This window comes from Trichocoleus desertorum AS-A10 (assembly GCF_039962155.1).
Classification (GTDB): Bacteria; Cyanobacteriota; Cyanobacteriia; order FACHB-46; family FACHB-46; genus Trichocoleus.
Genome location: NZ_JAMPKN010000006.1, coordinates 116,561 through 140,892, shown reverse-complemented (window position 1 = coordinate 140,892; position 24,332 = coordinate 116,561). Strand labels below are relative to the sequence as shown.

20 protein-coding genes are annotated in these 24,332 nt (G+C 48.8%); 14 read left to right on the top strand and 6 right to left on the bottom strand.

From position 1 onward, the window contains the following. The first annotated feature begins 6 nt into the window (after window positions 1-6). The 3 genes from NDA01_RS11370 (at window position 7) to NDA01_RS11360 (ending at window position 5,772) form a co-directional block, all read left to right on the top strand. Window positions 7-1,083, top strand: coding sequence for a PstS family phosphate ABC transporter substrate-binding protein (locus tag NDA01_RS11370; protein ID WP_348228025.1), 1,077 nt, complete (start codon window positions 7-9; stop codon window positions 1,081-1,083). 6 nt (window positions 1,084-1,089) lie between these two features. Then, complete coding sequence (locus NDA01_RS11365) at window positions 1,090-2,508, top strand: ABC transporter substrate-binding protein (protein WP_348228024.1); 1,419 nt, start codon at window positions 1,090-1,092, stop codon at window positions 2,506-2,508. A gap of 573 nt (window positions 2,509-3,081) precedes the next feature. Next, window positions 3,082-5,772 carry a PAS domain S-box protein gene (locus tag NDA01_RS11360; protein WP_348228023.1) on the top strand — a complete coding sequence of 897 codons (2,691 nt, stop codon included), beginning with the start codon at window positions 3,082-3,084 and terminating at the stop codon, window positions 5,770-5,772. Between the two features lie 117 nt (window positions 5,773-5,889). Here the strand turns inward: NDA01_RS11360 and NDA01_RS11355 are convergent, their stop codons facing one another. Beyond that, window positions 5,890-6,573, bottom strand: coding sequence for a Crp/Fnr family transcriptional regulator (locus NDA01_RS11355; protein WP_190439334.1), 684 nt, complete (start codon window positions 6,571-6,573; stop codon window positions 5,890-5,892). A 459-nt stretch (window positions 6,574-7,032) separates the two neighbouring features. On the opposite strand from NDA01_RS11355, the gene NDA01_RS11350 reads away from it, so the two are divergent. Beyond that, entirely contained in the window at window positions 7,033-7,896 is an 864-nt protein-coding gene (locus tag NDA01_RS11350; protein ID WP_348228022.1) for a DALR anticodon-binding domain-containing protein, read from the top strand. Window positions 7,897-8,164: 268 nt separating this feature from the next. Here the strand turns inward: NDA01_RS11350 and NDA01_RS11345 are convergent, their stop codons facing one another. Next, window positions 8,165-9,037: a Cof-type HAD-IIB family hydrolase gene (locus NDA01_RS11345; protein WP_348228021.1), complete on the bottom strand. Its 873-nt coding sequence runs from the start codon at window positions 9,035-9,037 to the stop codon at window positions 8,165-8,167. Window positions 9,038-9,225: 188 nt separating this feature from the next. Between NDA01_RS11345 and NDA01_RS11340 the strand changes: the two genes are divergently transcribed. From NDA01_RS11340 to NDA01_RS11315, 6 genes are all read left to right on the top strand, one after another. Then, the gene (locus NDA01_RS11340) at window positions 9,226-10,437 is read left to right on the top strand and encodes a chromate transporter (protein WP_348228020.1); all 1,212 of its coding nucleotides are present in this window, start codon (window positions 9,226-9,228) and stop codon (window positions 10,435-10,437) included. 88 nt (window positions 10,438-10,525) lie between these two features. Beyond that, window positions 10,526-11,470 carry a cation diffusion facilitator family transporter gene (locus NDA01_RS11335; RefSeq protein WP_348228019.1) on the top strand — a complete coding sequence of 315 codons (945 nt, stop codon included), beginning with the start codon at window positions 10,526-10,528 and terminating at the stop codon, window positions 11,468-11,470. 38 nt (window positions 11,471-11,508) lie between these two features. Beyond that, window positions 11,509-14,508: a DNA polymerase I gene (gene polA / locus NDA01_RS11330; protein ID WP_348228018.1), complete on the top strand. Its 3,000-nt coding sequence runs from the start codon at window positions 11,509-11,511 to the stop codon at window positions 14,506-14,508. A 51-nt stretch (window positions 14,509-14,559) separates the two neighbouring features. Further along, window positions 14,560-14,868 carry a hypothetical protein gene (locus NDA01_RS11325; RefSeq protein WP_348228017.1) on the top strand — a complete coding sequence of 103 codons (309 nt, stop codon included), beginning with the start codon at window positions 14,560-14,562 and terminating at the stop codon, window positions 14,866-14,868. A gap of 70 nt (window positions 14,869-14,938) precedes the next feature. Continuing rightward, on the top strand, window positions 14,939-15,820 hold the full coding sequence (locus tag NDA01_RS11320) for a transporter substrate-binding domain-containing protein (protein ID WP_348228016.1): 882 nt from the start codon (window positions 14,939-14,941) through the stop codon (window positions 15,818-15,820). After that, the gene (locus NDA01_RS11315; protein WP_348228015.1) at window positions 15,751-17,748 is read left to right on the top strand and encodes a sensor histidine kinase; all 1,998 of its coding nucleotides are present in this window, start codon (window positions 15,751-15,753) and stop codon (window positions 17,746-17,748) included. The genes NDA01_RS11320 and NDA01_RS11315 overlap by 70 nt, the downstream gene beginning before the upstream one ends. Here the strand turns inward: NDA01_RS11315 and cobS are convergent, their stop codons facing one another. Next, a complete protein-coding gene (gene cobS, locus NDA01_RS11310; RefSeq protein WP_348228014.1) occupies window positions 17,749-18,528 on the bottom strand; it encodes an adenosylcobinamide-GDP ribazoletransferase in 780 nt (259 codons plus the stop codon). A 527-nt stretch (window positions 18,529-19,055) separates the two neighbouring features. Between cobS and NDA01_RS11305 the strand changes: the two genes are divergently transcribed. Continuing rightward, window positions 19,056-19,514 carry a hypothetical protein gene (locus tag NDA01_RS11305; RefSeq protein ID WP_190439354.1) on the top strand — a complete coding sequence of 153 codons (459 nt, stop codon included), beginning with the start codon at window positions 19,056-19,058 and terminating at the stop codon, window positions 19,512-19,514. Between the two features lie 644 nt (window positions 19,515-20,158). Continuing rightward, window positions 20,159-20,623, top strand: coding sequence for a CAAD domain-containing protein (locus NDA01_RS11300; protein WP_190439356.1), 465 nt, complete (start codon window positions 20,159-20,161; stop codon window positions 20,621-20,623). Between the two features lie 247 nt (window positions 20,624-20,870). Here the strand turns inward: NDA01_RS11300 and NDA01_RS11295 are convergent, their stop codons facing one another. The 3 genes from NDA01_RS11295 to NDA01_RS11285 all read right to left on the bottom strand — a co-directional run bounded on the left by NDA01_RS11295 (window position 20,871) and on the right by NDA01_RS11285 (window position 23,059). Further along, window positions 20,871-22,457 (bottom strand): glucose-6-phosphate isomerase, encoded by a 1,587-nt coding sequence (locus NDA01_RS11295; protein WP_348228013.1) that lies wholly within the window; start codon window positions 22,455-22,457, stop codon window positions 20,871-20,873. Window positions 22,458-22,529: 72 nt separating this feature from the next. Beyond that, window positions 22,530-22,826 carry a cytotoxic translational repressor of toxin-antitoxin stability system gene (locus NDA01_RS11290; protein ID WP_199295808.1) on the bottom strand — a complete coding sequence of 99 codons (297 nt, stop codon included), beginning with the start codon at window positions 22,824-22,826 and terminating at the stop codon, window positions 22,530-22,532. Window positions 22,827-22,861: 35 nt separating this feature from the next. Further along, window positions 22,862-23,059 carry a hypothetical protein gene (locus tag NDA01_RS11285; protein ID WP_348228012.1) on the bottom strand — a complete coding sequence of 66 codons (198 nt, stop codon included), beginning with the start codon at window positions 23,057-23,059 and terminating at the stop codon, window positions 22,862-22,864. A 220-nt stretch (window positions 23,060-23,279) separates the two neighbouring features. Between NDA01_RS11285 and ispF the strand changes: the two genes are divergently transcribed. Both ispF and NDA01_RS11275 read left to right on the top strand, forming a co-directional pair. Continuing rightward, on the top strand, window positions 23,280-23,762 hold the full coding sequence (ispF, locus tag NDA01_RS11280) for a 2-C-methyl-D-erythritol 2,4-cyclodiphosphate synthase (protein ID WP_190560923.1): 483 nt from the start codon (window positions 23,280-23,282) through the stop codon (window positions 23,760-23,762). 36 nt (window positions 23,763-23,798) lie between these two features. Beyond that, window positions 23,799-24,212: a peptide chain release factor 1 gene (locus tag NDA01_RS11275; RefSeq protein ID WP_348228011.1), complete on the top strand. Its 414-nt coding sequence runs from the start codon at window positions 23,799-23,801 to the stop codon at window positions 24,210-24,212. Window positions 24,213-24,332: the final 120 nt, after the last annotated feature.

The following is a 24,332-nucleotide window of genomic DNA, read 5'->3' as shown; positions in this document are numbered from 1 at the left end:
GGATTCATGGCTCAGAAAAATGAAACGGCTACACTCGTCTTGGCGCTTTTAATTACCCTTGGTTTAGTCGGTGGGGGTACTGTGTGGCTCATGAGACGCTCTGGCGCTCCATTAGGTGGGTTGCTACAGCCAACGTCACAAAAGAAATCTGACTCACGTAGTGATTTGCCACCAGCCGTTGCTAGCCAGCCAGGAAGCAAACTTCAAGGCTTTGCAGACGTTCAAAATATACCCTCTGGGTCCTTTAAGTACGGGGGCAGCACTTCGTGGGCTCCTCTGCGTTTAACCGTTGACTCCGCAGTTCAAGCAGCCAGACCTGAATTTCAACTGCGCTACTTGGGACCTGATTCAGGCTCGGCCAGTTCAGGTAGTGGCATTCGCATGTTAATCAACGATCGCTTGGCCTTTGCTCAGTCTTCTCGACCGATTTTGGAATCGGAGGCAAATAAGGCAGAGCAACAAGGGAAAGAACTCAAGCAGATCCCAGTTGCGATCGATGGGATTGCCGTTGCGGTGAATCCAGGACTCAACTTGCCAGGGCTAACACTGGCGCAACTCAAAGCCATTTACACAGGCCAAACTACCAATTGGAATCAGGTGGGAGGCCCTAACCTTAGTATCACACCATACACCCGCCCCACGAACTCAGGTGGTACAGTTGAACTGTTTGTCGAAGATGTGTTGGGAGGGCAAACGTTCGGCCCTACTGTAGAATTTGTTTCTACGACCACACAAGCGATTCGCAAGTTGGCGGAAGATCCTGGGGGAGTGTACTTTGCTTCCGCTCCCGAAGTAGTGCCCCAATGCACAATTAAGCCTTTACCTTTGTCTCGTCAGGGCAGCAGCTTCATCGCTCCCTATCAAGAGCCGCTGGTTGCCCCCTCGCAATGCCCCGCTCAGAGAAATCGGCTGAACACAGATGGATTTCAACAGGGACAGTATCCTTTGATCCGAAATTTGTACGTGGTGATTCAACAAAATGGTCAAGCTGAAGAAAAAGCAGGCGAGGCTTATGCCAATTTTTTATTGACAGAAGAAGGCCAAAATCTAATTGCTAGAGCAGGTTTTGTCAGAATTCGCTAAGCCGCTATGTCACCCAAAAATGAAACTGCCGTTCTTGCTGCCTCATTGTTAATCACTCTTGGTCTTCTAGGGGCTGGTGCTTGGTGGATGACGCATCGGACCCCTGGTTCTGGCATCAGCACGCTGCTCGATCCTAAAGCGGGTGAGTCTCCTGATGCCAAACTGGATTCCCAGCAGCCCATCATTAGTTTTGGGGAACAGACGCTGAGCCCAGGAGCACCCAGCCTCCGCAAAGAGAACGGCATGAAAGCCCTTGCTCAGGAAAGCTATGACCAAGCAATTGGTAGTTTTACGGCGGCTTTGAAAGAGCAGCGCAATGACCCCGAGACTTTAATTTTTCTGAATAATGCTCGCATTGGTCAGCGCAAAAGCTATGCGATCGCGGTTGTAGCTCCTGTGAACACTGACCTAAATGGAGCTTTAGAAATTTTTCGCGGGGTGGCTCAAGCGCAAACTGAAATTAATCGGGCTGGAGGCATTAACGGCACATTGCTCAGGGTCGCGATCGCCAATGACGACAACAATCCAGAGCTTGCCAAGCGAGTTGCTACAGCCTTAGTAGAAAACAATCAAATCTTAGGGGTGGTGGGTCACTTTGCTAGTGACGCTTCCTTGGCAGCAGGCTCAGTTTACGAAGCTGAAGAGCTGGTAGCCATTTCTCCTGTCAGCACTTCTGTCAAGCTATCAGGCTTTAGCAATTACGTTTTTCGCACTGTCCCTAGCGACTATGTGGCAGCCAGAGCATTAGCAGATTACATGCTGAGCAAGTTACAGCAAAAGAATGCTGCTGTTTTCTTCAATTCTCAGAGTAACTACAGCAAATCTCTCAAATCTGAATTTGTCAGCTCGGTTCTGACGCGAGGCGGACAAGTGACCGCAGAATTTGATCTGGCTGAGGCCAACTTTAGTGCGGCCAAAAGTATTGAGCAAGCCGTGAAGCAAAATGCTGAAGTGCTCATGTTAGCCGCTACGACCGATAGCCTAGACAGAGCGCTCCAAGTTGTTCAGCTCAATCGCAAACGCCTTGATGTTTTAGGTGGTGATGATGTTTACACCCCTAAAACCTTAGAAATCGGGGGCGATGCCGCCGCAGAAATGGTCTTGGCTGTGCCGTGGCATATTAACACTGATCCAACTTCTCCCTTTCCCCAGGAATCTCAAAAACTGTGGGGTGGTGATGTCAACTGGCGGACTGCCCTAGCTTATGATGCGACGCAAGCACTCTTTGCAGCCTTAAGGCAAAGCCCAACCCGAGCAGGTATCCAACAGGCGTTATCTAGTGCCGACTTCTCTACCACAGGCGCTTCAGGCACCATTCGATTTCTGCCTTCTGGCGATCGCAATGCTTCGGTCCAACTGGTCAAAATTGCCCCCGGCTTGCGATCGGGAACGGGTTATGATTTTGTCCCTGTGCCATCACAGTAGTTGCCCACTCACTTCCCGCAGTAGTATTCCACCCCACTAATTTTGGCTTCGCCTGCCCAGGAGAACCCTAAGTTTAATCTGGCGAAGTAATATAGCAATCCCAAATGGGTTGTGACTGTTATAGCAAGCAATTAATTTTGATTTCGCTGTCAACTTAGCGAAATCAACTGGATTTACACTGATATTTTCTAGCTTAACTAAAGATATACTGCGGTGGCAATCAGTACGAGATAATACTAAAACTGGACCTTGTCGCCTGCCAATTAACTTAGTAAATAAGTTAACAATATTAATCATTTTATTCTTGTATAGCAGTCTCCAAGAATTTGGGAATGAATAGGATTTGGGACAGATATATCCTTTAGGCGCATCCCTCATTCACTACTTTAGGATAGCTATATATTTTTTTATTGAAGAACTAATTAAAGTCCTGATTGAACAAAAAATTATTCCTACACTAGAATGAGTGGACTTCACCACTCTCAAGCCATCCTTACTAAATCCACTGCTTTTGCAGAGAATTAAAATAACAAGAGCTTGAAACAATAATTTTACAGGTTAGCTTTGCTGCCGATGGATAGTATAAATCAGCTACTAGAAAATGCGCCAATTAGCATTCTCTATGAAAGTTTAGAGGGTGGTATTTTAAAGGCCAATTCAGCTTTTTCTCGATTGATTGGTTATAGCGAAGCTGAACTAAGACGGCTGGATTATCGTAGCATTACCCATCCAGAAGATTTACCCTTAGAACTTGATTTACTACAACAAATTATTCAAGGCCAGCCAAGTGAAACAACAGTAAAAAAACGCTTTTTCTCTCGGGATGGCTCAATTATTTGGGCAGAAGTGAAACTGGCTTTAGTTGGTGAGCCAGCAGATGAAGACAGTTACCTGATAATTTTTGTCACAGACTTGAGCGATCGCCAGCGTGTAGCGGGAGAAATTCAACAGCGACGAGAACGCGAGGCTTTATTAAGTGACATTTCGGCCCAAATTCGCACTACTTTTGATTTTTCAGCGATCGTCCAGCTTGCCGTAGTCCGACTACAACAGGCCCTAGACACAGATCGCGTCTTAGCTTATCAATTGCTGCCAGATCAAAGTGGCACCTGTATTGCCGAGTCAGTTAGCTTGTGCTATCCAGCGATGCTGGGGCAAAGTTTTCCAGCGGAGTGTATCCCTCCGCCTTATATAGAGGCATACCGTCTAGGCAAGCTTTGGTGCGTAGCCAATGTAGAGCAAGAACCCTTGGCAGACTGCCATCGAGCCATGCTCAAACAAGTGCAGACTCGCAGCATGATTGCCGTTTCTATTCAACGCATTCAGGAAACAGTAGATCCACAAAAGCGGACCTTGTGGGGCTTGCTGGTCGTCCACCACTGTCGAACTCCGCGAAACTGGACGACCGATGAGCAGCAATTAGTTCAAGCGGTCGCCGACCAAGTCACGATCGCGCTAGAGCAAGCTAGCCTACTGCAACAGTTGCAAACCTATGCTCAAGAATTAGAAGATCACGTCAACCAACGCACTCGATCTCTAGAGCGATCGCTGCAATTTGAGCAACTCATCCGCAGCTTAACCGAAACCCTCCGCAAAGACTTATCAGAAGATCAAGTCCTCAAAGCCGCTGTAGAAGGCTTAGTCGAAACTTTAGCGATCGATGGCTGTTATGCCAGCCTGTTTCACCCCCGTCAGCAATCGCTAGAAGTTCGCTATGAACACTCCTTCCCTCCCTCAGATCAATCCTTAGTCGGGCAGCGCTTTGCAATCCAACGTTGGCCAGAACCATGCCGTCAAAAGCTCTTAGCGGGCGAAGCCTGTATTCATGAAGTTTCCTGGGCATCCCTTCGAGAGTTACCTTTACCCATATTGGTTCGCAGCGATCGCGCTGCCTCAGAGCCGTTAAACTCTGACTCAACAGTGATTACCCAACTGATTAGCCCCATCCTGGATAATCAAGGTTTGATTGGAGCCTTATGTGTCTACCACACTCAACCCCGCCACTTTGAGCCAGCCGAAATCAAGCTGATAGAGCAGGTAGCCAACCAATGCGCGATCGCCTTACGCCAAGCCTATTTGTATCGCCAAGAACATGAGCAACGCGCTAGCGCTGAGCATTTCCGTTTATTTCTAGAGAAATCGATTGATATCTTTGTCGAATACGACCAAGAGCAGCGGTATATAGCCATCAATTCCGCTGGCCTCGCTTTGTTGGGATACCCGCTACCCGAAGTTTTGGGTAAAACCAACCGAGAGCTGCTAGGTTCCTCCGGGCAGGAGCTTGATCAACTCATTGCGCAAGCCTTCAAAACTGGAGAACCCGTTTTCGTCGATCACGAGCTTTCTCTACCATCAGGCACCAGACTGTTTGAAACCATCTATACACCCATCGCTGATCCAGCCGGAGTTGTGCAGCGAGTCGTGGGAGTCTGTCGAGACATCAGCGATTTTAGAAGACAGTGGCAACTCTTAGAAACTCAAAATCATCAACTCACTGAAACAACTCGGCTAAAAGAAGAATTCATTGCAACTACTAGCCATGAATTGCGGACCCCTCTGACCGCGATTTTGGGGTTCTCCAACGTTCTATTGCAAGAATTTTTTGGCCAGCTTAATCCCAAGCAAAAAGACTATATCGAGCGCATTCATCTGAGCGGACAGCACCTGCTCGACTTAATTAATGACATTTTGGATTTGTCACGCTTAGAGGCCGATCGCCTAGAACTCGAACCTCAGCAGATTTTTATCAATGATATTTGTGAAAGCGTCATTAGTTTGATTCAAGAGCATGTCGAGAATCAAAATCTGAGCTTAGAAATGGAAGTTGAGCCAGAACTAGAATATATCGTGGCCGATCCTAGACGCCTCAAACAGATGTTGCTTAACCTACTGACCAATGCCGTGAAGTTCACTCCAGCGGGGTCAGTGGGAATGAGAGTCTATCGCTCTCACCAGCGACAATCCGATAGTATCCCAGATACCGTTAATTTTCTGGTGTGGGACACAGGAATTGGCATTGCCAAAGCCGAGCAAGATCTGCTATTTACACCATTCTCACAAATTGACAACTCTCTGTCTCGGCAACACCAAGGCAGCGGACTAGGGCTGGTAATTACCCGCAAGTTGGCAGAACTCCATGGCGGCTCCATTACACTGGACTCTGAAAGTGGGAACGGGTCGCGCTTTATCCTGTCCTTGCCACTACAACAGTCTTCGCAGCCCTTGCTAGGCTTGAATTACATACCCATAAAGCCCATGACCTAGCGTGACCGCATTGGGATCAAACTACAACTAGTATGAGCGACTAAGCTAGCGCCAACTGAGCTAGTTAGCCCTCATACTCAGCAGCCTAAGAACAGATTGTCAACAGAAATAATAGTTTTAGCGATGCGCGATCGACTCGGCAGGCAAGCACAGCAGATTATCGCCTTGGGTGTAGATCAAGCCCTTCTGTCGCAGCTTACCCATCAAGCGGGTTACCGTGACGCGAGTAGATCCGATCGCACTCCCAATCTGAGCATGCGTAAGAGACCAAGGAAGGAAATAACCATTCTCGCAGGGTTCACCAAACTCTTCAATTAACAAAGTCAGAAACCCTAACAAACGGTCAATGGTCCGACGCTGGCCCAAAGTACTCAACCACAGCAATTTGCGTTGGTGTTGGTAGCGGAAGGCGTCTAGCACTTCTCGGCGAAAATGTGGCCAATTATCTAGATCGTGCCAATACATCCAAACCACCGAGGTTTGGTCTACGTGAGCGTAGCTTTGCAGTGTGAATGGAGACTGAGCTACTATCTCAAATGGTTGTCCTGCACCCACAAAACCTAGAAAAGCTTCTTCTGGACTAATGCGGGGAAGGCGCGAATTGCCTGTGGCGCTGACTTGGGCGCTTCCTACTAGGCGGACAGAGCCCTTTTGTACTAGATACAGTAAACCAGGACGAGCAGGGATTTTCTCGTCTTTGCTGAAGACACGACAGCGGTAGTGCTCCTGAGACCAATCTAAGATGCGCTGCCAGGTTAGGAAAGGTCGAGATGCTTCTGAAGGTGAGGATACTGAGTACATAAGACCAGGCTTTTAAAGACTAAACAGATAAGGACCTAAGACAGCAAACTTGTTAAGGGGGCACGGATGATTAAGCTCAAATCAACTCCTCAGGCTAGGTCAATTTTATACAGCTAGCTTGGCTTGACTCTGTTCAGTGTTTCCATCTCTGTACTAACAATCGTACATGAAGAAATGTATAAACACGGAGCAGGTCGAATGCCATGAACTTTCATTTTTTAAGAAAGTTCCGACGCTCTGCTGACCTATTAGCCTAAAGTGAGCAGGTTAAACCTGGTTATCCTCGTACCATACGTGAGTAAGAGTTTACCGATCGTTACCTACCCTGCGCTGCAATTATTGTTACTGAGGCAGTTACAAGAGGTAATCTGCCTACGGAGTGATGTTTTTCCAAAAGTTTGCTCTTCAACAACACCAACGATAGAACCTAGCCTGCTACCAAATGGAGAGCCAAAACTGGTGATTTCTGTACAGCGGGTCAAGGGGAAAATGCCGATTTTGTACAGTTCGGCGATCGCTTTACAACTCGCCAAGCCTTGTCAGAAGACAGCTATAGAGCTTGCGACGCTAATCAATGAGCACTTTTTCCAAGCAGCGATCGCTCAAAATTTACCTGGTAACCCTCCCTTAGCAAGCGTGAGTTTTGGCTTAAGGAATTTTACGGTGAAGCTTGAACCGTCTGGTTGGCTTTATTTTGAACTGATACCCCAAGGCTTGGCTGATTGGTTACAGTGCATGACGTATCATTCGACCCCGCAATTGCAACAGTCAGTTGAGGGGGTTAGGCAAGAACTGAGCCCAGTAGTAGCTCCACAAAAGTCATCAAAGGTTAATCAAGGTCATATTTTTGACCCGTTTGCAGTTCAGTATGCTCACGCTCGCTGTTGCTCTTTGCTACGTTTAGCCCGGGAGCAGGGATTACTAGCTGAGGAGTCTGTCTATATAAATAGCTTGACTTCAAGCGCGATCGCAGCCCCAAGGAATCCTTGGTTAAACTCACAGAGCGAACTACGTTTAGTGCATCCCGCTGAACAAAGTTTGATTTTTGCCCTGATTGATACAGTCGATGAGTTACAGAGCCTGTTAGCCGCAGCGATCGCGTTGCCTTTAGACCCTAGAGGGCACTGCATGGTTGAGCGATTAGTCGCAGCCTTGGCAAAAGCGTTTCTAAGTTTCTACGATGCTTGCCGCTTTTGGGGGGATGTTCAGCAGAGCGATCAAGCTTTGGTGCAAGCGCGGCTAGGTTTAGTCTTGGCGACTCAGCCTCTCTTGCAAGTACTAATACAAGAGGCGTTGGGCTTAGTAGCCCCTACCGAACTATAGAAGTAGGATCATCACTTAAGACAGAATTTTGGCTCAAAAGCGGTTGGCTAAAGCGCCCAAGCCCTAGGGTCATTACCATAAAAATTTCATATTGTGGATATCAAATGTAGTATCTTATGAAATTTGTTTGAAGAGGGGGTGACAAAGCTGTGTCAGTCAGTTATATTAAATCTTGTGTGAGGAGCGAACCAGTCAGGGCACCGAGACGAAACACGGCCAGTCGTCGGTGCCCTTTCTGACTTTTAAAGCAGTATTTCCCCCACCCGAATCACAGAACAAACTCTTCAATCGCGGCGGCGGCTCCATCCAACTCCACACTGGGGGCTACCCAACTCGCGATCGCTTTTACGTCATCCGGTGCATCTCCCATCGCCACACCAATTCCGGCGTATTCCAGCATTTCTACATCATTAAAGTTGTCACCTACGGTCATCACATTTTCGGCTTTAAGACCCAGCATCTCTTCGGCTAGGTATTTCACAGCGACTCCTTTATTGACTAAAGGATTAGTCGCTTCAAAGAAAGTCGCCACTGATTTGGTCAGGTAAAGTTCTGCGGGGGTGTAACGCTGGCGCAGCCCACCAAACAATCGCTCAATTACGTCTGTGTCATCGCTCAAGGCCAATACCTTTGTGGGTTCATCGGTCAGCGCTCGACGCAAATCTCCCACCACAATCGGCTCTACTTCGGAGCGCTCAGCATAAATCTTGGTTTCTGGCGTCAGTTCTCGAACATAGAGCTGATCATTGATATAGAAATGCACCGATAGCAGCGATCGCAACTCTGGCTGCTCGAAATAATCTAATAAATGGTGGGCTGTTTCTTTAGAGACAGGCCAATGGCGATGCGTTTGTTGAGTCGATACATCCTTGATCAAGGCTCCTTGATAAGCTAGGAGCGGCAAGTCAGAGCCAACAGCTTGGTGGAAGCGCACCGCTGAACAAAACATCCGCCCTGTGGCGATCGCCACCTTCACACCCTTGGCTTGAGCGGCCCGAATCGCTTGCTTGACAGGCTCACGAACTTGGTTGGAAGTTCCAGCAATCGTGCCATCAATATCTAAAACCAATAACTGGATGTCTTTGGGCGTTACCTCGGTAGACTTTGCTGAAGCGGGTGGAGTGGCTGTAGATTCCTGCATCGTGACTTCCTCCGGTGCTAGCTGGTAAAGGCTGAACTGTTGTGTTGGTATTCAATCCTCAGGGTATCAGGCTCAGCCAACCTGCCTCCAGGTAACAGCGAAAGCGCGATCGCCCGTCTTAGATTGACGCAAATGCAGCGCTTAATCTGGCACGATCCTGATCTAACCATCAACACAGGAGAGTTTCGGTGACGCAGGAACCTGAGGAGTTTCAGGGACAGGCAGTAGAGAGCGATCGCGCTCCAACTACGAAACAAGAGCGACTAACAGAACTCGCAATCGTGTTTTTGCGACTGGGGACGATCGCTTTTGGCGGGCCTGCTGCCCACATCGCCATGATGGACCATGAGGTGGTCAGTCGCCGTCAATGGATGAGCCGGGAGAAACTGCTCGATTTACTCGGGGTCACGAATTTGATTCCTGGTCCCAATTCGACAGAGTTAGCCATTCATATCGGTTACGAACGAGCCGGATGGCGGGGCTTATTGGTGGCAGGAACTTGCTTTATTCTGCCTGCCATGCTGATCGTTTGGGCATTGGCTGCTATTTATGCTCGCTATCAAACTGTGGCCCAGGTGTCATGGCTACTCTATGGCATCAAACCGGTCATTATTGCCATCGTGATGCAGGCGGTGTGGAATCTAGGTAAAAAGGCAGCTAAGGACAGGCCTACGATTGTTGCAGGGGTAAGCGCGATCGCGGCCTACTTAGCGGGCTGGAACGAGATTTTAGTGCTCGTTTCGCTAGGTATTGCGGTCATGCTCGTGAAAAACGGGCTAAGTAAAGGCAAGCCTTGGGGAGCATTCTTCTTGCCGTTGTCGGGAGCCATGTCCCAAATCAGTACTCCTACAACAACCGTCACCTCAGTGGGTTGGGTTAGTGTCTTTCTGTTCTTTCTTAAGCTTGGCTGTGTGCTTTATGGCAGTGGTTACGTCTTACTGGCATTTTTACAACGGGATTTAGTCGAGCGTAATCATTGGCTGACATCTCAGCAGCTTTTAGATGCCGTTGCCATTGGCCAAATTACACCAGGTCCAGTCTTCACCACGGCGACGTTCATTGGCTATCTGCTGGCAGGAAATGCAGGAGCGATCGCTGCGACTCTTGGCATTTTTTTACCTGCTTTTTTGCTGGTGTGGGTGGTTAACCCTTGGGTGCCCAAGTTGCGTCAATCTCCCTACGCTAGCGGATTTCTCGATGGGGTAAATGTGGCTTCTTTGGGACTCATGGCAGGAGTGACCTATACCTTGGCGCAAGCGGCATTGATGGATTGGCTCACAGTGATCGTGGCAATTTTGAGTGCGATCGCGGTGTTTCGCTTCAAAATCAACTCTATGTGGTTAGTGCTAGCAGGAGGAGCGATCGGATTTGCCTCACATCAACTAGGGTTTATCGGCTGAGGATGCTCAAACCCCTAGAGACAGAATTTCCCTAAGTCCTTAGAATCATTCACTGAGGCAGGAATAAATTGTGATAGCCTTTGGGTCTATGGCAGAGGCATACAGTCGCCGTCGAGCGATTCATCAAGTTTTATTGGCTACTCTTTGGTTGACACTGCTAATTTTTGCAGTGAAGGTTTGGGCTGGCTGGGCAGCTAAATCCCTTAGTCTTTTAGCAGAATCGGTACATACCTTAATTAATGGTTTTAGTACGCTTCTCAGCCTCTTAGCAGTCACTTCTCCCCATCGCATTTCTGGGCGAGAAGTCTGGGGGCATGGGCGCTTAGAGTCAATCGGAGCTCTCCTCCTCGTAGCCCTACTAGGGTTTTCTAGCCTGAGCTTGCTGGGTGGGGCGTTGAAACAGTTAGAAGCTTCGACGCGCAACGCCGTTGTTCCCTTTGAAGTCAGTATTAATTTGCCGCTGATTCAACTTTTGGGTGTGGCGATCGCCATTGGGATTTGTTTGGCGTTTTTCGAGCGTTACGAAGCTAGGGTGCTAGAGAGTGCGGCTCTCCGGCTGAATGCTAACCATATTTTGCAAGATGCTTGGCTGAGTGTGGTCGTATTGATCGGCTTAGTAGGAGTCTGGCGTGGTTATGTGTGGCTCGATCCCCTGCTGGCGGTCATAGTGACCTTCGTCGCGATCCGCAGTTGCTGGCGTGTGCTGAACTGGCAGTTACCTTTACTAGTAAGGCAAGTGGCGATCGCCCCAGAGATCTTGGCACAACTGGCACGGCAAGTCGAAGGCGTTACTCATTGCTACCGGATTCAGTCGCGTGGAATTGTGGGTCGGCAAGTGTTTGTTGAAATGTATTTGGTCTTGCACCCAGAATTTCTCGGAGCCGCCCGTGTGATTGCAGAACGAGTGGAGGGCACAATTCGGGAACGCTACGGCCCGGTGCAAACCATTATTCATATAGATACTGATCAATCATCGGCAGAAAATTCCTACGACTCTTTAGGGGCCAACAACCCCAACGACAAACCCAGGTGAGAATCGGGTAAGGAGCGGAACTCGCTAGAATGGGATCTATGGCTCAATCTACTTCTGCTCCTGATTTGTCTACTCACAATTCCCTCCCAGAAAAGCACCCCAAAGTGATCCTGATTGATGGTCACTCTTTAGCTTTTCGCTCGTATTTTGCTTTCGCCAAAGGGCGAGATGGCGGGTTACGCACGTCCACTGGCATTCCCACGAGCGTGAGTTATGGCTTTCTCAAAGCGTTGCTAGAAGTCATGGAATCTGAGCAGCCAGATTATGTGGCGATCGCCTTTGACCTGAGTGCGCCCACGTTTCGCCACGATGCCGACGAAACCTACAAGGCAGGTCGTCCGGAAACGCCAGAAGATTTTAAGCCCGATTTGCAAAACCTGAAGGAATTGCTCCAAGCCCTCAACTTGCCCGTAGTCACTGCTCCCGGTTATGAAGCCGACGATGTGATTGGCACATTAGCGCGGCGAGCCAGTGCGGCGGGGTACCCTGTCAAAATTTTGAGTGGCGACCAAGACTTATTCCAACTGATTAATCCCGATCAAAAAATCAAGGTGCTGCATCTGGGCAATCCTTTCGCCCGCGGCACCACTGGCCACCCCAACGAATTTGGCGCTGAGCAAGTGCAAGCCAAATTGGGCGTCTTACCTAGCCAAGTTGTCGATTACAAAGCCCTCTGTGGAGACTCTTCCGACAACATCCCAGGGGTAAAGGGCATTGGCGCGAAAACTGCGGTGCAGTTGCTGAGTACGTATGGCTCTTTAGAACAGATCTATGCCTCCTTAGACGAAATCAAGGGAGCCGTAAAGCAAAAGCTGGAAGCAGGACGGGAAGAGGCGCGGCACTCGCAATGGATGGCCCAAATCCATCTGGATGTGCCTTTGGAAATTAGCTTAGAAGACTGCCAACTCAAGGGGTTCGATCGCGAAGCAGTGGTGCCATTGCTCGAAAAACTAGAGTTTCAGTCTCTGATGAAGAAGACGCTACAACTGCAAAAACTCTTTGGTGGCGCAGAGGCTGACAATGATGCCACCCCCGACTTCTCGGAAACCGACGGAGCCAAGGCTGCATCAGCGATCGCTACAGGAACTCCTAATAACCCGTTTCTCTCAGACTTTGAAAGCGAGGATCTGGCTTTCTTCAGTGCCGAGGAAACCGATGCAGCTCAGCAGCAAAAGCAAGGCCCTGCCCTAATCCACCCCCAAATCATTCAATCGTCAGAGCAGTTAGCCGAACTGGTACAGCGGCTACAAGCCTTGACCGATCCAGCGACCCCTGTGGCTTGGGATACTGAAACCAGTGACCTAGAGCCACGCGACGCTGAACTAGTGGGAATCGGTTGCTGCTGGGGAGCGGGTGAAAGTGACATGGCTTATCTGCCCGTGGGGCACAAAACGGGTGCCAACCTGGATAAAGCCACCGTTTTAGAAGCATTACGACCCTTCCTAGAAAGCACTAAATACCCAAAAGCCCTACAAAACGCTAAATTTGATCGCCTGGTGTTCCGTTGCCAAGGCATTGAGCTAGCGGGTGTAGTGTTTGATTCCATGCTGGCTAGCTACGTGCTCGACCCAGACAACAGCCATAATTTGACCGACTTAAGCCGCCGCTATCTGGGCATCACACCACAAAGCTATACCGAGCTGGTTCCCAAAGGCCAAACGATCGCAGATATTGATATTGCGAGCGTCGCCAACTACTGTGGCATGGATGTCTATACTACGTTCCATTTGGTCGCCAAGCTGAGAGACGAGTTAGCACCCGTTCCAGAAATACACCGTTTGCTGCTAGAGATCGAACAGCCCCTGGAACCCGTGTTAGCCGAGATGGAATATTGTGGGGTTCGCATCGACCAGGAATATTTGCGGGAGTTTTCGCGATCGCTGGAAAAAGAGCTAGCTTTGATCGAGGCCCGAGCTTACGAAGCTGCGGGTGAGAAATTCAACCTTGGATCACCGAAGCAACTGAGTGAGCTGCTATTCGAAAAGCTCGGTCTCGATCGCAAAAAATCCCGCAAAACTAAAACAGGCTACTCCACGGATGCCGCCACATTAGAAAAGCTGCAAGGTGATCACCCTGTCGTCGATGCCATGTTGGAGTCTCGGACTCTGTCCAAGCTCAAGTCTACCTATGTCGATGCGCTGCCCAATCTAGTGCGGCCCGACACGCATCGAGTCCATACCAACTTCAACCAAACAGGCACCACCACAGGCCGACTTTCTTCCTCCAACCCCAACCTGCAAAACATTCCAATTCGGACTGCCTTTAGTCGGCAAATTCGCAAAGCCTTTATTCCAGAGGAAGGCTGGCTCCTCGCGGCGGCTGATTACTCCCAAATTGAGTTGCGGATTCTGGCCCATCTCAGCCAAGAACCTGTTCTAGTTGAAACCTACCGCAACAATGAAGATGTCCATACCCTCACAGCCCGGTTGTTGTTGGAAAAAGATACCATCACCTCCGAAGAACGCCGCTTGGGTAAGATCATCAACTTCGGCGTCATCTACGGCATGGGAGCGCAACGGTTTGCCCGTGAGTCCGGCGTAAAAGCCTCAGAAGCCAAGCTCTTTATCGATCGCTTTAACCAACGCTACCCGAAAGTTTTTGCCTATTTGCAAACCATGCAACAACAGGCGATCGCGCGAGGTTATGTTGAAACCATTTTTGGTCGTCGGCGCTATTTCAACTTTACGAATGACAATTTATTGAAGTTGCGTGGTCGGAAGCCAGAAGAGATTGATCTTGATGGCTTGCGTCCCGGTCAGTACGATGCAGGTTTGCTGCGAGCTGCGGCCAACGCCCCAATCCAAGGCTCCAGCGCCGACATCATCAAAATCGCGATGGCAAAACTGCACGAGATTCTCCGCTCTCATCAAGCCAATCTGTTACTACAAGTCCACGACGAACTGATCTTTGAACTACCTCCAGAAGAATGGGAGTCACTAAAACCTCAAATTAAATCCACTATGGAAACTGCTGTTCAACTCAGCGTGCCGCTTCTAGTGGAAATTAATGCAGGTAAGAACTGGATGGAAACCAAATAGCAAGTTAGTTTGAATTAGCAATTCCTCATTTCCCACTCAAGGAGCGTTAGCGTGGCCTTCCGGAAACCAATTACTACTTTGGGTGGCCTCATGTGGTGGCAAAACATCAAGCAGGACATGTATTTCTTGATGCAACACAAAGTTGGTTTACCACTGTGGCCTTATAAATATCGCATCCTGCTGCGGGAGAACAGAATGGAGATTGCTAACTCTAACGATCTTCAAGACATTGAGTTGGATTGGGAATATTTACAGGTTCATGCAGTACCTCAACTGAATCAAAAGATTGACTTAGGAGCGATAAATCCTGTTGATACGATGACAGTTTTGGCAGGAGTGCTCAAAATCCTGGTTCTATAAAATAAAGTGATGAGCGTCACAAGCAGCCCTAGGGAACCTTGATAAAGGATGTTGCTGTGGCTTTGAAGGTATGACCATTCGGAGACGATTTTTCCTTCAAGCTGGCGCAGGAATGCTACTGACCTCAGCGGCTCATGGTTGTATTCAATCGCCACAAAGCGGCTCAACCCTCAAAGCTAGCAATGCTTTGCTGACCCAAATCAAGCAACGAGGACATTTACTAGTTGCCACTGAGGATGACTATCCTCCTTTCGAGTTTTTGGTCAATGAAAAGCCGATTGGTTTCGATCACGAGTTACTAGCACAGCTTAGAAAAACCGTTGCATTTGAGATTCGCCAAGAAATTCTGCCTTGGCAGGGCATTCTGCCGGGAGTAGCGGACGGTAAGTATGACTTAGCCCTAACTGCAGTGGGTATCACTGACGATCGCGCTAAGACTTTAGACTTCACCATGCCGATCGCCGAATCCACCATTGCTTACATCAAACGCAAAGATGATCTCACCATCAAAACACTCGCAGATCTCTCAGGCAAAGTTTTGGGAGTCCAGCAAGGGGGAGTTTCTCTAGCAGCCATCCCTGACCTTGCCGCTCAACTGAAGCAGCAGGGCGGCACCCTGGGTCAAGTTAAGCAGTATCGCGGCTTCGCCCAGGCTTATCAAGATTTGCTGAACCAGCAACTGGATGCAGTCCTCCACAACATTGTCTCGCTGTCGGTATTGGTCAGCGAAAAACCCGCCATTTTTGAGTTAGGTGAGCGAGTCAGCCGTAAATCTTATGCAGCCTGGGCGGTGAAAAAAGGCAATCAAGATCTACTCGACCTCCTCAACCGTTTCTTGGGTGATTTGCGTACCCAAGGAGAGCTTAAACGCCTCCAGGAAAAGTGGTTCAAGATTACCTTTGCCAATTTACCGACTCAACCGCTTCTTCCCGGCGATCGCCCTCTGTCATAAGCAATTCTCTGCTGCCGCGCACAATGAAAATTTTTAGAAAATACTTTAAGCCCCAACGTTATTTAATGAATCTTGTAATTGGCGGCACAACCCTGATTGTGAGTTTAGGAGCCTATTACAGCTACCAGCTTGTCCGCCATGTGATGTTGGAGAGTTTGCAGCAAAACGCTTTTTTGGAAGTAGAGCAGGGTGTAGACGAGATCGATCGCTGGCTGGCAACTTTAAAGGTTCATATAGAGACGCTGGCCAATACGACAGTCGTCAAATCAATGGATTGGGCGATCGCCGAACCGTACTTGAAAACTGAAGTTTTGCGCTTTAACGATGTTTATGCCATTGCGATCGCTAAGGCTGACGGTCAGCGCCAAGTGATCGGCGGCAAACCTGCAAATGTCAAAGATCGCGAGTACTTCCAAAAGGCAATGGCAGGACAGACCAATGTCAGTGATCCCCTCATCAGTCGAGCCGCCAAAATTCCCACCATCTCAGTGGCGACTCCGATCCGACGAGGGTTGGATACGACCAGTCCTCCCATTGGAGAAATTCATAATTTAGTACGGCTCGATCGCATTGCTTATGTGGTTGATAGCCTTAACTATGGCGACGATAGCTATGCCTTTGCGCTTGACTCAAAAGGACAAGTCATCGCACATCCCAACTCAGAGCTGATGTTTACATCGGAGCAGCCCTCTGCCAACCTGCTAAAGTCAGCGGACAAAAGCTTAGCCGCGATCGCTCAACAAATGGTGAGCCAACAAGAGGGAATCAAGCTATTGCCCATTGATGGCACCTGGAAATATGTCGCTTACCTCCCCCTCAAAGAAGCCAATTGGTCAGTGGCACTGGTGATTCCACGCGAAAGTATTGAGTCACAACTGCGATCGCTAGATGTAATTGCCCTAGTGATTGTAGGGTTGACCGGAGCCATGATTGTCGTGCTCTGGCAGGTACAGGCTCGCGAACAAGGCCAACTAAAAAAATCCAACGAACTTCTAGAGCAACGGGTCGCCGAACGCACCGCCAAGCTCTCCACCACCTTAGACCAACTCCAACAATCGCAACTCCGACTCGTGCAAAACGAGAAAATGTCGGCTCTAGGCAGTTTGGTTGCTGGAGTGGCTCATGAAATCAATAACCCTGTCAACTTCATCTCTGGCAATATTAGCCATGCCAACGAGTATGCGCGAGACTTGCTCCAACTGCTTCAGCTTTATCAAAAACACTACCCTCATCCGCACCCAGAGGTGAGCGACTGTGCAGACACGATTGATATCGATTTTTTGGCTGAAGACCTGCTAAAAATTCTTACCTCAATGCGTATGGGGGCTAACCGGATTCAGCAGATTGTCCTCTCCCTCAGAAATTTTTCTCGCCTCGATCAAGCAGAAGTCAAGCATGTGGATATTCATGAAGGCATTGACAGCACGCTATTGATTTTGCAACACCGCTGCAAGGCAAATTCTCAGCGTCCTGCGATAGAAATCATTAAGGAATATAGCCCGCTGCCCCTCGTAGAATGCTATGCGGGCCAGCTCAATCAGGTATTTATGAACATTCTTAGCAATGCTTTGGATGCTCTGGAAGAGCGGGAGAACCAAAGCCACGCAGCGACCCTACAGCAATCCCCCAGCACGATTCGGATCACTACGCACCAGCAGAGCAGAGATCGTATTGCCGTTTGTATTGCTGATAATGGTTTAGGAATGACTCCAGAGGTGCAGCAGCGAATTTTTGATCCCTTCTTTACGACCAAATCTGTTGGCAAGGGCACAGGCATGGGCATGTCGATCAGCTACCAAATCGTCACAGCGAAGCATCAAGGGCAAATTTGGTGTGAATCGTTTTTAGGAGAAGGTACTAAATTCTGGGTTGAGATTCCGATCAAACAAGCTGCTAGCTTAGTCACTCAAGGCGTTACTCAAAATTAGTTAGAGTCCAGCCAGTAAGCATAATAAACCAGCTTCTGTCCACTCCACGGTGGCTCCGTACGTATCACCCGTATGACCGCCGAGCTTGTGGTTGAACCATGTGCCAGTTAGCCAAGCGATCGCAATGCCCCCCGCAGCCATACCCAAAGCAACAGGCCAGTGAGCTGGATTGAGTACAATTTGCAACCCGCTAAGACCCAACAACAAAAACAAACTAGGTACTGCCTCCCAGAGCGAACGAATGGCTTCCTTATGAAAAGCTCCTTTCCCCGTGGGTTTGAGGTAAGGGTAACGAGCGATCGCCACGAGTTGTCCCCAACGGCCCCAGCCCGCCGCCATTATTAAAGCCAGCCATCGCTCCCCTTCTAGGTCATTCAAAGCTGCGGTTTTGAGCAAGAGGAGCGCGATCGCCGCCATTACCCCAAAAGCTCCAGAGCGACTATCCGCCATTACCTCCAACCGACGTTCTGGGTCTAAAACAGCCAAACCGTCGGCGGTGTCCATCGCTCCATCTAAATGCAAGCCACCTGTCACGGCCATCCAAGCTGCCACAATCAAGGCACTGCGAGTCAAAACGGGCATCGCGATCGCCTGTAGCCCCAGATCAAACGCACCCAACAGCCCTCCGATTAGCAACCCTATGTAAGGTGCGAGACGAGCTACTCCTTGAAACTCCAACGCCCAAGTTGGAGGAACAGGTAAACAGGTATAGAAGGCGATCGCCGCTGCGACTCTAGAACCAATTCCCATAGCTTTCTCGCTCTGCTTTACTTGTGCCATAGCCCTTACCCTTCAATGGTCCCAATCAGATAGCTGATGCTTGAGAGCAGATTTTCAGCCTTTTGACCGAACTCATACCTTACTAGACCAAGCACAATTAAAGAACAGCCTAAATCTTGCCTCTGTGACAGATTCCTTAACGCCATCTACCCGGTGCAGCTAGGTCAGAGACCGAATTCATAACTGGTCCAGTCTCAGCCTTAAAACAGGCATAGATTTATTAAAGTGAAATATATTAATCAATCACTCAAGAGGGTGTTGCTAAACTAGGTCAGACCAGTCCATCCCCTGAAATTTTGTTAGTAGCGAACCGAAAATCTTGAGCTAAGATTGTTTCGTACACAACCATTTTCTACATCCAGCGATTACCCTCTCAGGGGTTAGCTGTCCTGAAGTCGTCCCATTAGCGCCTCTTGAGAACTTCTCTGACTTTGGTTAACCAGCCTTGGTTGCCCCGTCCTTGCCAAGTTCTACCGTCAAATTTGATCACTGCATCCCGCTATAAGGCCCATTTGAGGCTGTTTCCCATGAGTCATGATCCCCTGCCTAGAGATATGAGGTTGCCAGCGCCCTGCATTGTTGACACTGGCATCATTGTGAGTAAACAAGACATGCAGCGGCTGTTAGCTGACTTGGGCCGAGTTCGCTATATCTACACCCAAGATGACAATCTCCTCAGCGAAGGGGAAGGGTGCGTGTTAGAGGTTTTTGCCGACCCTCAACAATCAACCTTAGTCGCCAATCACGCCCTGTATCTAAACGTTTGTAGCTTCGATTATTTAGAACTTAAGAAATCAGCTGAACAGGAACCTTGTTTTGATTTAATTCAAGATTCAAGACAGCTCCGGTTGATTCCAGTCTCCAATCCTTTGCAAGAGCAAACTACCCGCACCTTAAATGCAGCTGCCCTAGAAGCAGTCGTGGCCGAGGTACTGTCTGCTAACTGGGATGTCAGAATTGACGATGAAGAAAACTTTTCGTTTTAAGTTCTATTCACTGTTAGGTCTTGCTGGATGAAGGTTACGGTTCTTCAATAGCAAAATCTAGACCAAGCATCTAGAACCAAGCATTTCTAGCAACTGCCAACGATCTACATGGTCATGAGCGGCAATCATCGCTCCATATAGTGCTGGCTTTAACCATGTAGATGTACCAGTGCGGAGAAACTTAGCTTAACAATAGTCCGAGCGCTTGCTTGCTTTCCTGATGCGATCGCAGAGTATGCAGTTGCTTTAATTCTGGCGCTCAGCTCCAAGATTCATCGAGCTTACTCGCGTAGCAGACTTACTCGCTGCGGCCAAATCATCACGCTGGATGCGCCCATCACCCGTGATACCGTCACTTAGCGCCAATCGAGTCATCTTCCCAAACAACCCAACCTAAGACAGATTCAGGCAGAAATTTCTGATTCTAGTCTTATGGGATGCTGTAAGCAATCGTTTAACTGAAACTTTACTTAACAAATTTTGAAGTCGCAGTTGTTAACTATCTTGCAATTTGTGAAGCTCTGCTTTAGTGTCAGATATGTTTGAAAACTAGCAAAAACAGTTCTCTAACTCTGCTACTGTCTGCCGTTAGTTGGAGCTTCCCAAAGCTATATTACCCAGGTTGTCGTTCTCGAGATATTCATATGAATCCCGAACTGAAAACATCTGATTATACTGATTCCAGCACCCCTGAGTTTGCTGACGTAGAAGGTAGAGCAGACATTGAAGTAACTTCTACTGAACCTGCCCCGCTCGTTGTTCAACCTCATCAGCAGTCTCAGTCTTCTGAGCAATGGTCACAAATTGGCGATCGCGTTTCTTACTATTTAGGACAGTTGCCCGACCTGCTATCGGATTTCTTTAATCAGAATCAACGCCTTCTGATTAACTTAGGCCTTCTATTTGGGGGCATTGTTACTGTCAAGATCACCCTAGCGATTTTAGACGCCATCAACGATATCCCTCTTCTAGCTCCTACTTTTGAACTAGTTGGAATTGGCTACTCAGCTTGGTTTGTTTACAGATATCTATTGAAGGTTGAGAATCGCCAAGAGCTATCTCAAGAAATTGATGTGCTGAAACAACAAGTTGTCGGCGGTCAGAAATAGGTAGCCTGAGCAGTGTTGAATCTGCTTGGTCTGCTAGTTTAACTTCAAAGATTTATCCATTGATTTAGCTAAAAAGCCCACTAACTTTAATAGTGGGCTTTTTTATGTGGCAATCCTAAATGATTTATGAAATTGACGGGTTGGAGAAGCACACCCCTCCATCCACCCTATTTAGGATTGCTATATCAGGTCAGGGACGCGAGAACGGGCGCTATAAGGAAAAGAGTTGAACGATTAAGTTAAGGGGTTAGAGAGCTGAGACGGCTAGTTGGTTAGGTTGGGCAGGGTTGCCGTGGAGGGTGACGGTGCGTTGGTTGGCGGCTAGGTGGCGGACGATTTTGTAGATGGACTCGATTTGGTCTGGGGCACCTGCTTTCTCAGCGATCGCCTGTAAAGACAGAGGTTGACCAGATTGTTGCAACGCCTTGACCACTTGTTTTTGCAGGTCAAGTACGGAAGCGGCAGCTTTTTTGCCTGCTTCTACACCGGGCTGGTGGTAAGCGTTGACGTTGACGAGAAAGCCGTAGAAACCCACAGCTCTTTCGTACAGAGCAATCAAAGCTCCAACATTGTAGGGATCAACTTGGGGAATAGTAACGGTGATGGAGTCCCGCTGGTTTTCGTAGAGGGCGCGGCGAGTGCCTTGCAGCAAACCAGAGAGGTAGTCACCTGAAGTAACGCCGGGCTCAACTTCTACAGAAGGGCCTTGGCGATCGCGTAGTACTTCGATAAAGGTGACGAAGAAATTGGCCACGCCTTCGCGCAACTGTTGCACATAGGCATGTTGATCGGTCGAGCCTTTATTGCCATAAACGGCAATCCCCTGATGTACCACTTGGCCGTTTAAGTCTTTCTCTTTGCCAAGAGATTCCATGACTAGCTGTTGCAGGTAGCGACTAAACAGCAGCAGGCTGTCTTTGTAGGGCAGCACCACCATGTCTTTTTCACCTCGGCCATTCCCGGCGTAATACCACGCTAGAGCTAGGAGAGCGGCTGGATTGCTTTTGAGGTTGGAAATCCGAGTCGCAGCATCCATCTCTTTCGCACCCTCTAGCATCGTGCGGATATCAATTCCTTGCAGGGCCGCAGGTAGCAAGCCGACTGACGAAAGCTCGGAGGTGCGTCCACCGACCCAGTCGTGCATGGGAAAAGTGGCTAACCACTCTTCTGACTTGGCGAGTTTATCTAAGCTGCTATCTTGCCCTGTAATGGCGATCGCATATTGCGGAAAGTTGAGCCCTTGATCGCTGTAGGCTTTTTGCACTTCCAGCATGCCATTACGTGTTTCTGGAGTACCGCCAGACTTGGAAATCGTAATTACCAGCGTGCTAGAGAGCCGATCTTGAAGCTGAGTCAAGACGCGATCGATGCCTGCGGGATCAGTGTTGTCAATGAAGTGAAGGTTGAGGGGCGGAAAATCTGGTGCTAGTGCTGCGGCAACAAACTGCGGCCCTAATGCCGAACCCCCGATCCCGATGGAAAGGACATCGGTGAACTTTTCAGCTTGGGGGGGACGAATGGCCCCGCTATGAACTTTTTGAGTAAACGCTTCAATCTGCCCTAGCGTTTCTACAATATCTTGTTTGAGTTCCGCTGTGGGAGCTAAGTCGGGGTCGCGAAGCCAATAATGCCCCACCATGCGATTTTCATCCGGGTTGGCGATCGCGCCTTTTTCTAGCTCAGCCATGTCCCGAAAGGCCCGCTCAAACTTAGGCTGTAGTGCTGCGACGAAGGCATCATCAAACCGCATGCGGCTGATATCTAGATAAAATCCCAAGCCCTCGTGGTAGTAAAGCCAGTCTTGGTAACGTTGCCAAAGTGCAGCGGCATCCATAAACAGTATTTCCACCTATTGTCTTTACCATTCATCAGTTTACCGATGGAGTTTAGAGTCTGTCTGAGTCCTCTAAACATTCGGCTTTGGAAGGATACGCAGAAACTTAATAATTTGACCTGTGACTTCGATGCCGACGAAATGATGATCGAGGGTGAACCGATAGAAAATTGCTCTAGAACCCATTTGTCGAAGTTCTGGCAAGTCTTGTAATTGCGTTATCTGTAAAAACTCCACAAAGACAAATTGGCACACCTGCTGATACACAGTCGGCTCTAGCTCTTTTAGGTCTAAGAGAAAAGACCTCTCGTAACGAATTTCCAGCTTCAAAGGTTTATGCAATCTACTCTTTAGTGGTAATTCACGCATGTTGGCACTGCCACAGCATTGGATTACAACGTTTTTCACAGCAAAGGCAGCGATCGCAACGCTTCTTCACGAGTGAGCGTGTCACCGGGTTGCAGGATTTGCTTCGATTCTTCGATCGCCCGGAGCATATAAAAATCGTAATAAAGCGCTTCTAATACTGGCCATATACTTTCTATCTCCTCATCCGACAGTTGATCAATTAAGCGATGTACCCTACTTCTCAGAGGATTCATACTTCAAATCTGCTGTAGTTACCGAGTAGCGAGCGATCGCGCCGCCACTTTTACAACACACAATACTGCATTGGCTCAATTTAATGGCGAAACTACCCTGAGAGATGTTGTTCGTCCCAAACCTTGATGCCAAGCATTTTTAACAACACCTGTTGGCAACACTTGTTGACTGAAGACACCGAGATGATGCAGATTGCTTAATGCAGCGATCGCAGAGTTCATGAATATTCGCATTGGAAACGGCTACGACATTCACCGCCTCGTAGAGGGACGGAACCTGATTCTGGGTGGTGTCAACATTCCCCACGAACTCGGCTTACTGGGCCATAGTGATGCCGATGTGCTGACCCACGCCATTATGGATGCCATGCTAGGGGCCCTGAGCTTGGGCGACATTGGCCTCTACTTTCCCCCATCCGATCCCCAATGGGCGGGAGCCGACAGCCTGAAGCTGCTAGAGCAAGTGCATCAATTAATTCGGAACGAAGGTTGGCAGATTGGCAACATTGACTCGGTGATTGTGGCGGAACGGCCCAAGCTCAAACCCCACATCTCAGCCATGCGCGATCGCCTTGCCACTGTTTTAGAACTCAACCCCAATCAAGTGGGCATCAAAGCCACAACCAACGAGAAGTTAGGCCCAGAAGGCCGAGAGGAAGGGATTTCCTCTTATGCAGTCGTACTATTGCAGCAAGCAACGTAGCAAGTAGAATCGAGGCAATTAGCTGCCCTTTTAAACATGTTCGATCCATTGCGCCGCTTAAAGTTTTTGCCTTGGCGATCGCTCGCCTTACTGACACTTGCCACTTTAGCGATCGTGGCAGTGATAGAAGTGGCCTTAGGAATGGGTTACACCCAAGTGGGTTTGCTCAGAGCGGTCTTAAACGCTTTATTTAGTCCACCTTGGGTAGTGATTATGCAGGTGGCTGCTGGCATTGGCATTGGAGGGTTAGCGGTTTTTTTATTAGAAACAAAATGGCAGCAAGTATCCATCAACGCTGGCGTGCTGTGGGCATTAGTGCTGTGTTTGATTTTGGGATCAGTGGTTCGCTCCTTCATTCCGTTGCCAGCCATCCTAGTCAATCCTGGAGAAACCCTGTTTATGGGCTTCATTGTGGGAGTATTTTGGCGAGGTCGCCCTTACTGGCGCTAAACCAGCGACATCATTAGATAGCCTCAAGCAGACTTCAGCCAGAAAATCTGACTTTTGGCTTTACCTACCTACTTCAGAGAAATTGGGATCTATGATGGCAAAGAAGCTTGATGTTCGTGC

Coding starts and splice junctions, on each gene's coding strand:
- NDA01_RS11370 (WP_348228025.1), top strand. CDS start 7: ATGGCTCAGAAAAATGAAACGGCTACACTCGTCTTGGCGCTTTTAATT.
- NDA01_RS11365 (WP_348228024.1), top strand. CDS start 1,090: ATGTCACCCAAAAATGAAACTGCCGTTCTTGCTGCCTCATTGTTAATC.
- NDA01_RS11360 (WP_348228023.1), top strand. CDS start 3,082: ATGGATAGTATAAATCAGCTACTAGAAAATGCGCCAATTAGCATTCTC.
- NDA01_RS11355 (WP_190439334.1), bottom strand. CDS start 6,573: ATGTACTCAGTATCCTCACCTTCAGAAGCATCTCGACCTTTCCTAACC.
- NDA01_RS11345 (WP_348228021.1), bottom strand. CDS start 9,037: ATGCAGGAATCTACAGCCACTCCACCCGCTTCAGCAAAGTCTACCGAG.
- NDA01_RS11335 (WP_348228019.1), top strand. CDS start 10,526: ATGGCAGAGGCATACAGTCGCCGTCGAGCGATTCATCAAGTTTTATTG.
- polA (WP_348228018.1), top strand. CDS start 11,509: ATGGCTCAATCTACTTCTGCTCCTGATTTGTCTACTCACAATTCCCTC.
- NDA01_RS11320 (WP_348228016.1), top strand. CDS start 14,939: ATGACCATTCGGAGACGATTTTTCCTTCAAGCTGGCGCAGGAATGCTA.
- cobS (WP_348228014.1), bottom strand. CDS start 18,528: ATGGCACAAGTAAAGCAGAGCGAGAAAGCTATGGGAATTGGTTCTAGA.
- NDA01_RS11305 (WP_190439354.1), top strand. CDS start 19,056: ATGAGTCATGATCCCCTGCCTAGAGATATGAGGTTGCCAGCGCCCTGC.
- NDA01_RS11300 (WP_190439356.1), top strand. CDS start 20,159: ATGAATCCCGAACTGAAAACATCTGATTATACTGATTCCAGCACCCCT.
- NDA01_RS11295 (WP_348228013.1), bottom strand. CDS start 22,457: ATGGATGCCGCTGCACTTTGGCAACGTTACCAAGACTGGCTTTACTAC.
- NDA01_RS11290 (WP_199295808.1), bottom strand. CDS start 22,826: ATGCGTGAATTACCACTAAAGAGTAGATTGCATAAACCTTTGAAGCTG.
- NDA01_RS11285 (WP_348228012.1), bottom strand. CDS start 23,059: ATGAATCCTCTGAGAAGTAGGGTACATCGCTTAATTGATCAACTGTCG.
- ispF (WP_190560923.1), top strand. CDS start 23,280: ATGAATATTCGCATTGGAAACGGCTACGACATTCACCGCCTCGTAGAG.
- NDA01_RS11275 (WP_348228011.1), top strand. CDS start 23,799: ATGTTCGATCCATTGCGCCGCTTAAAGTTTTTGCCTTGGCGATCGCTC.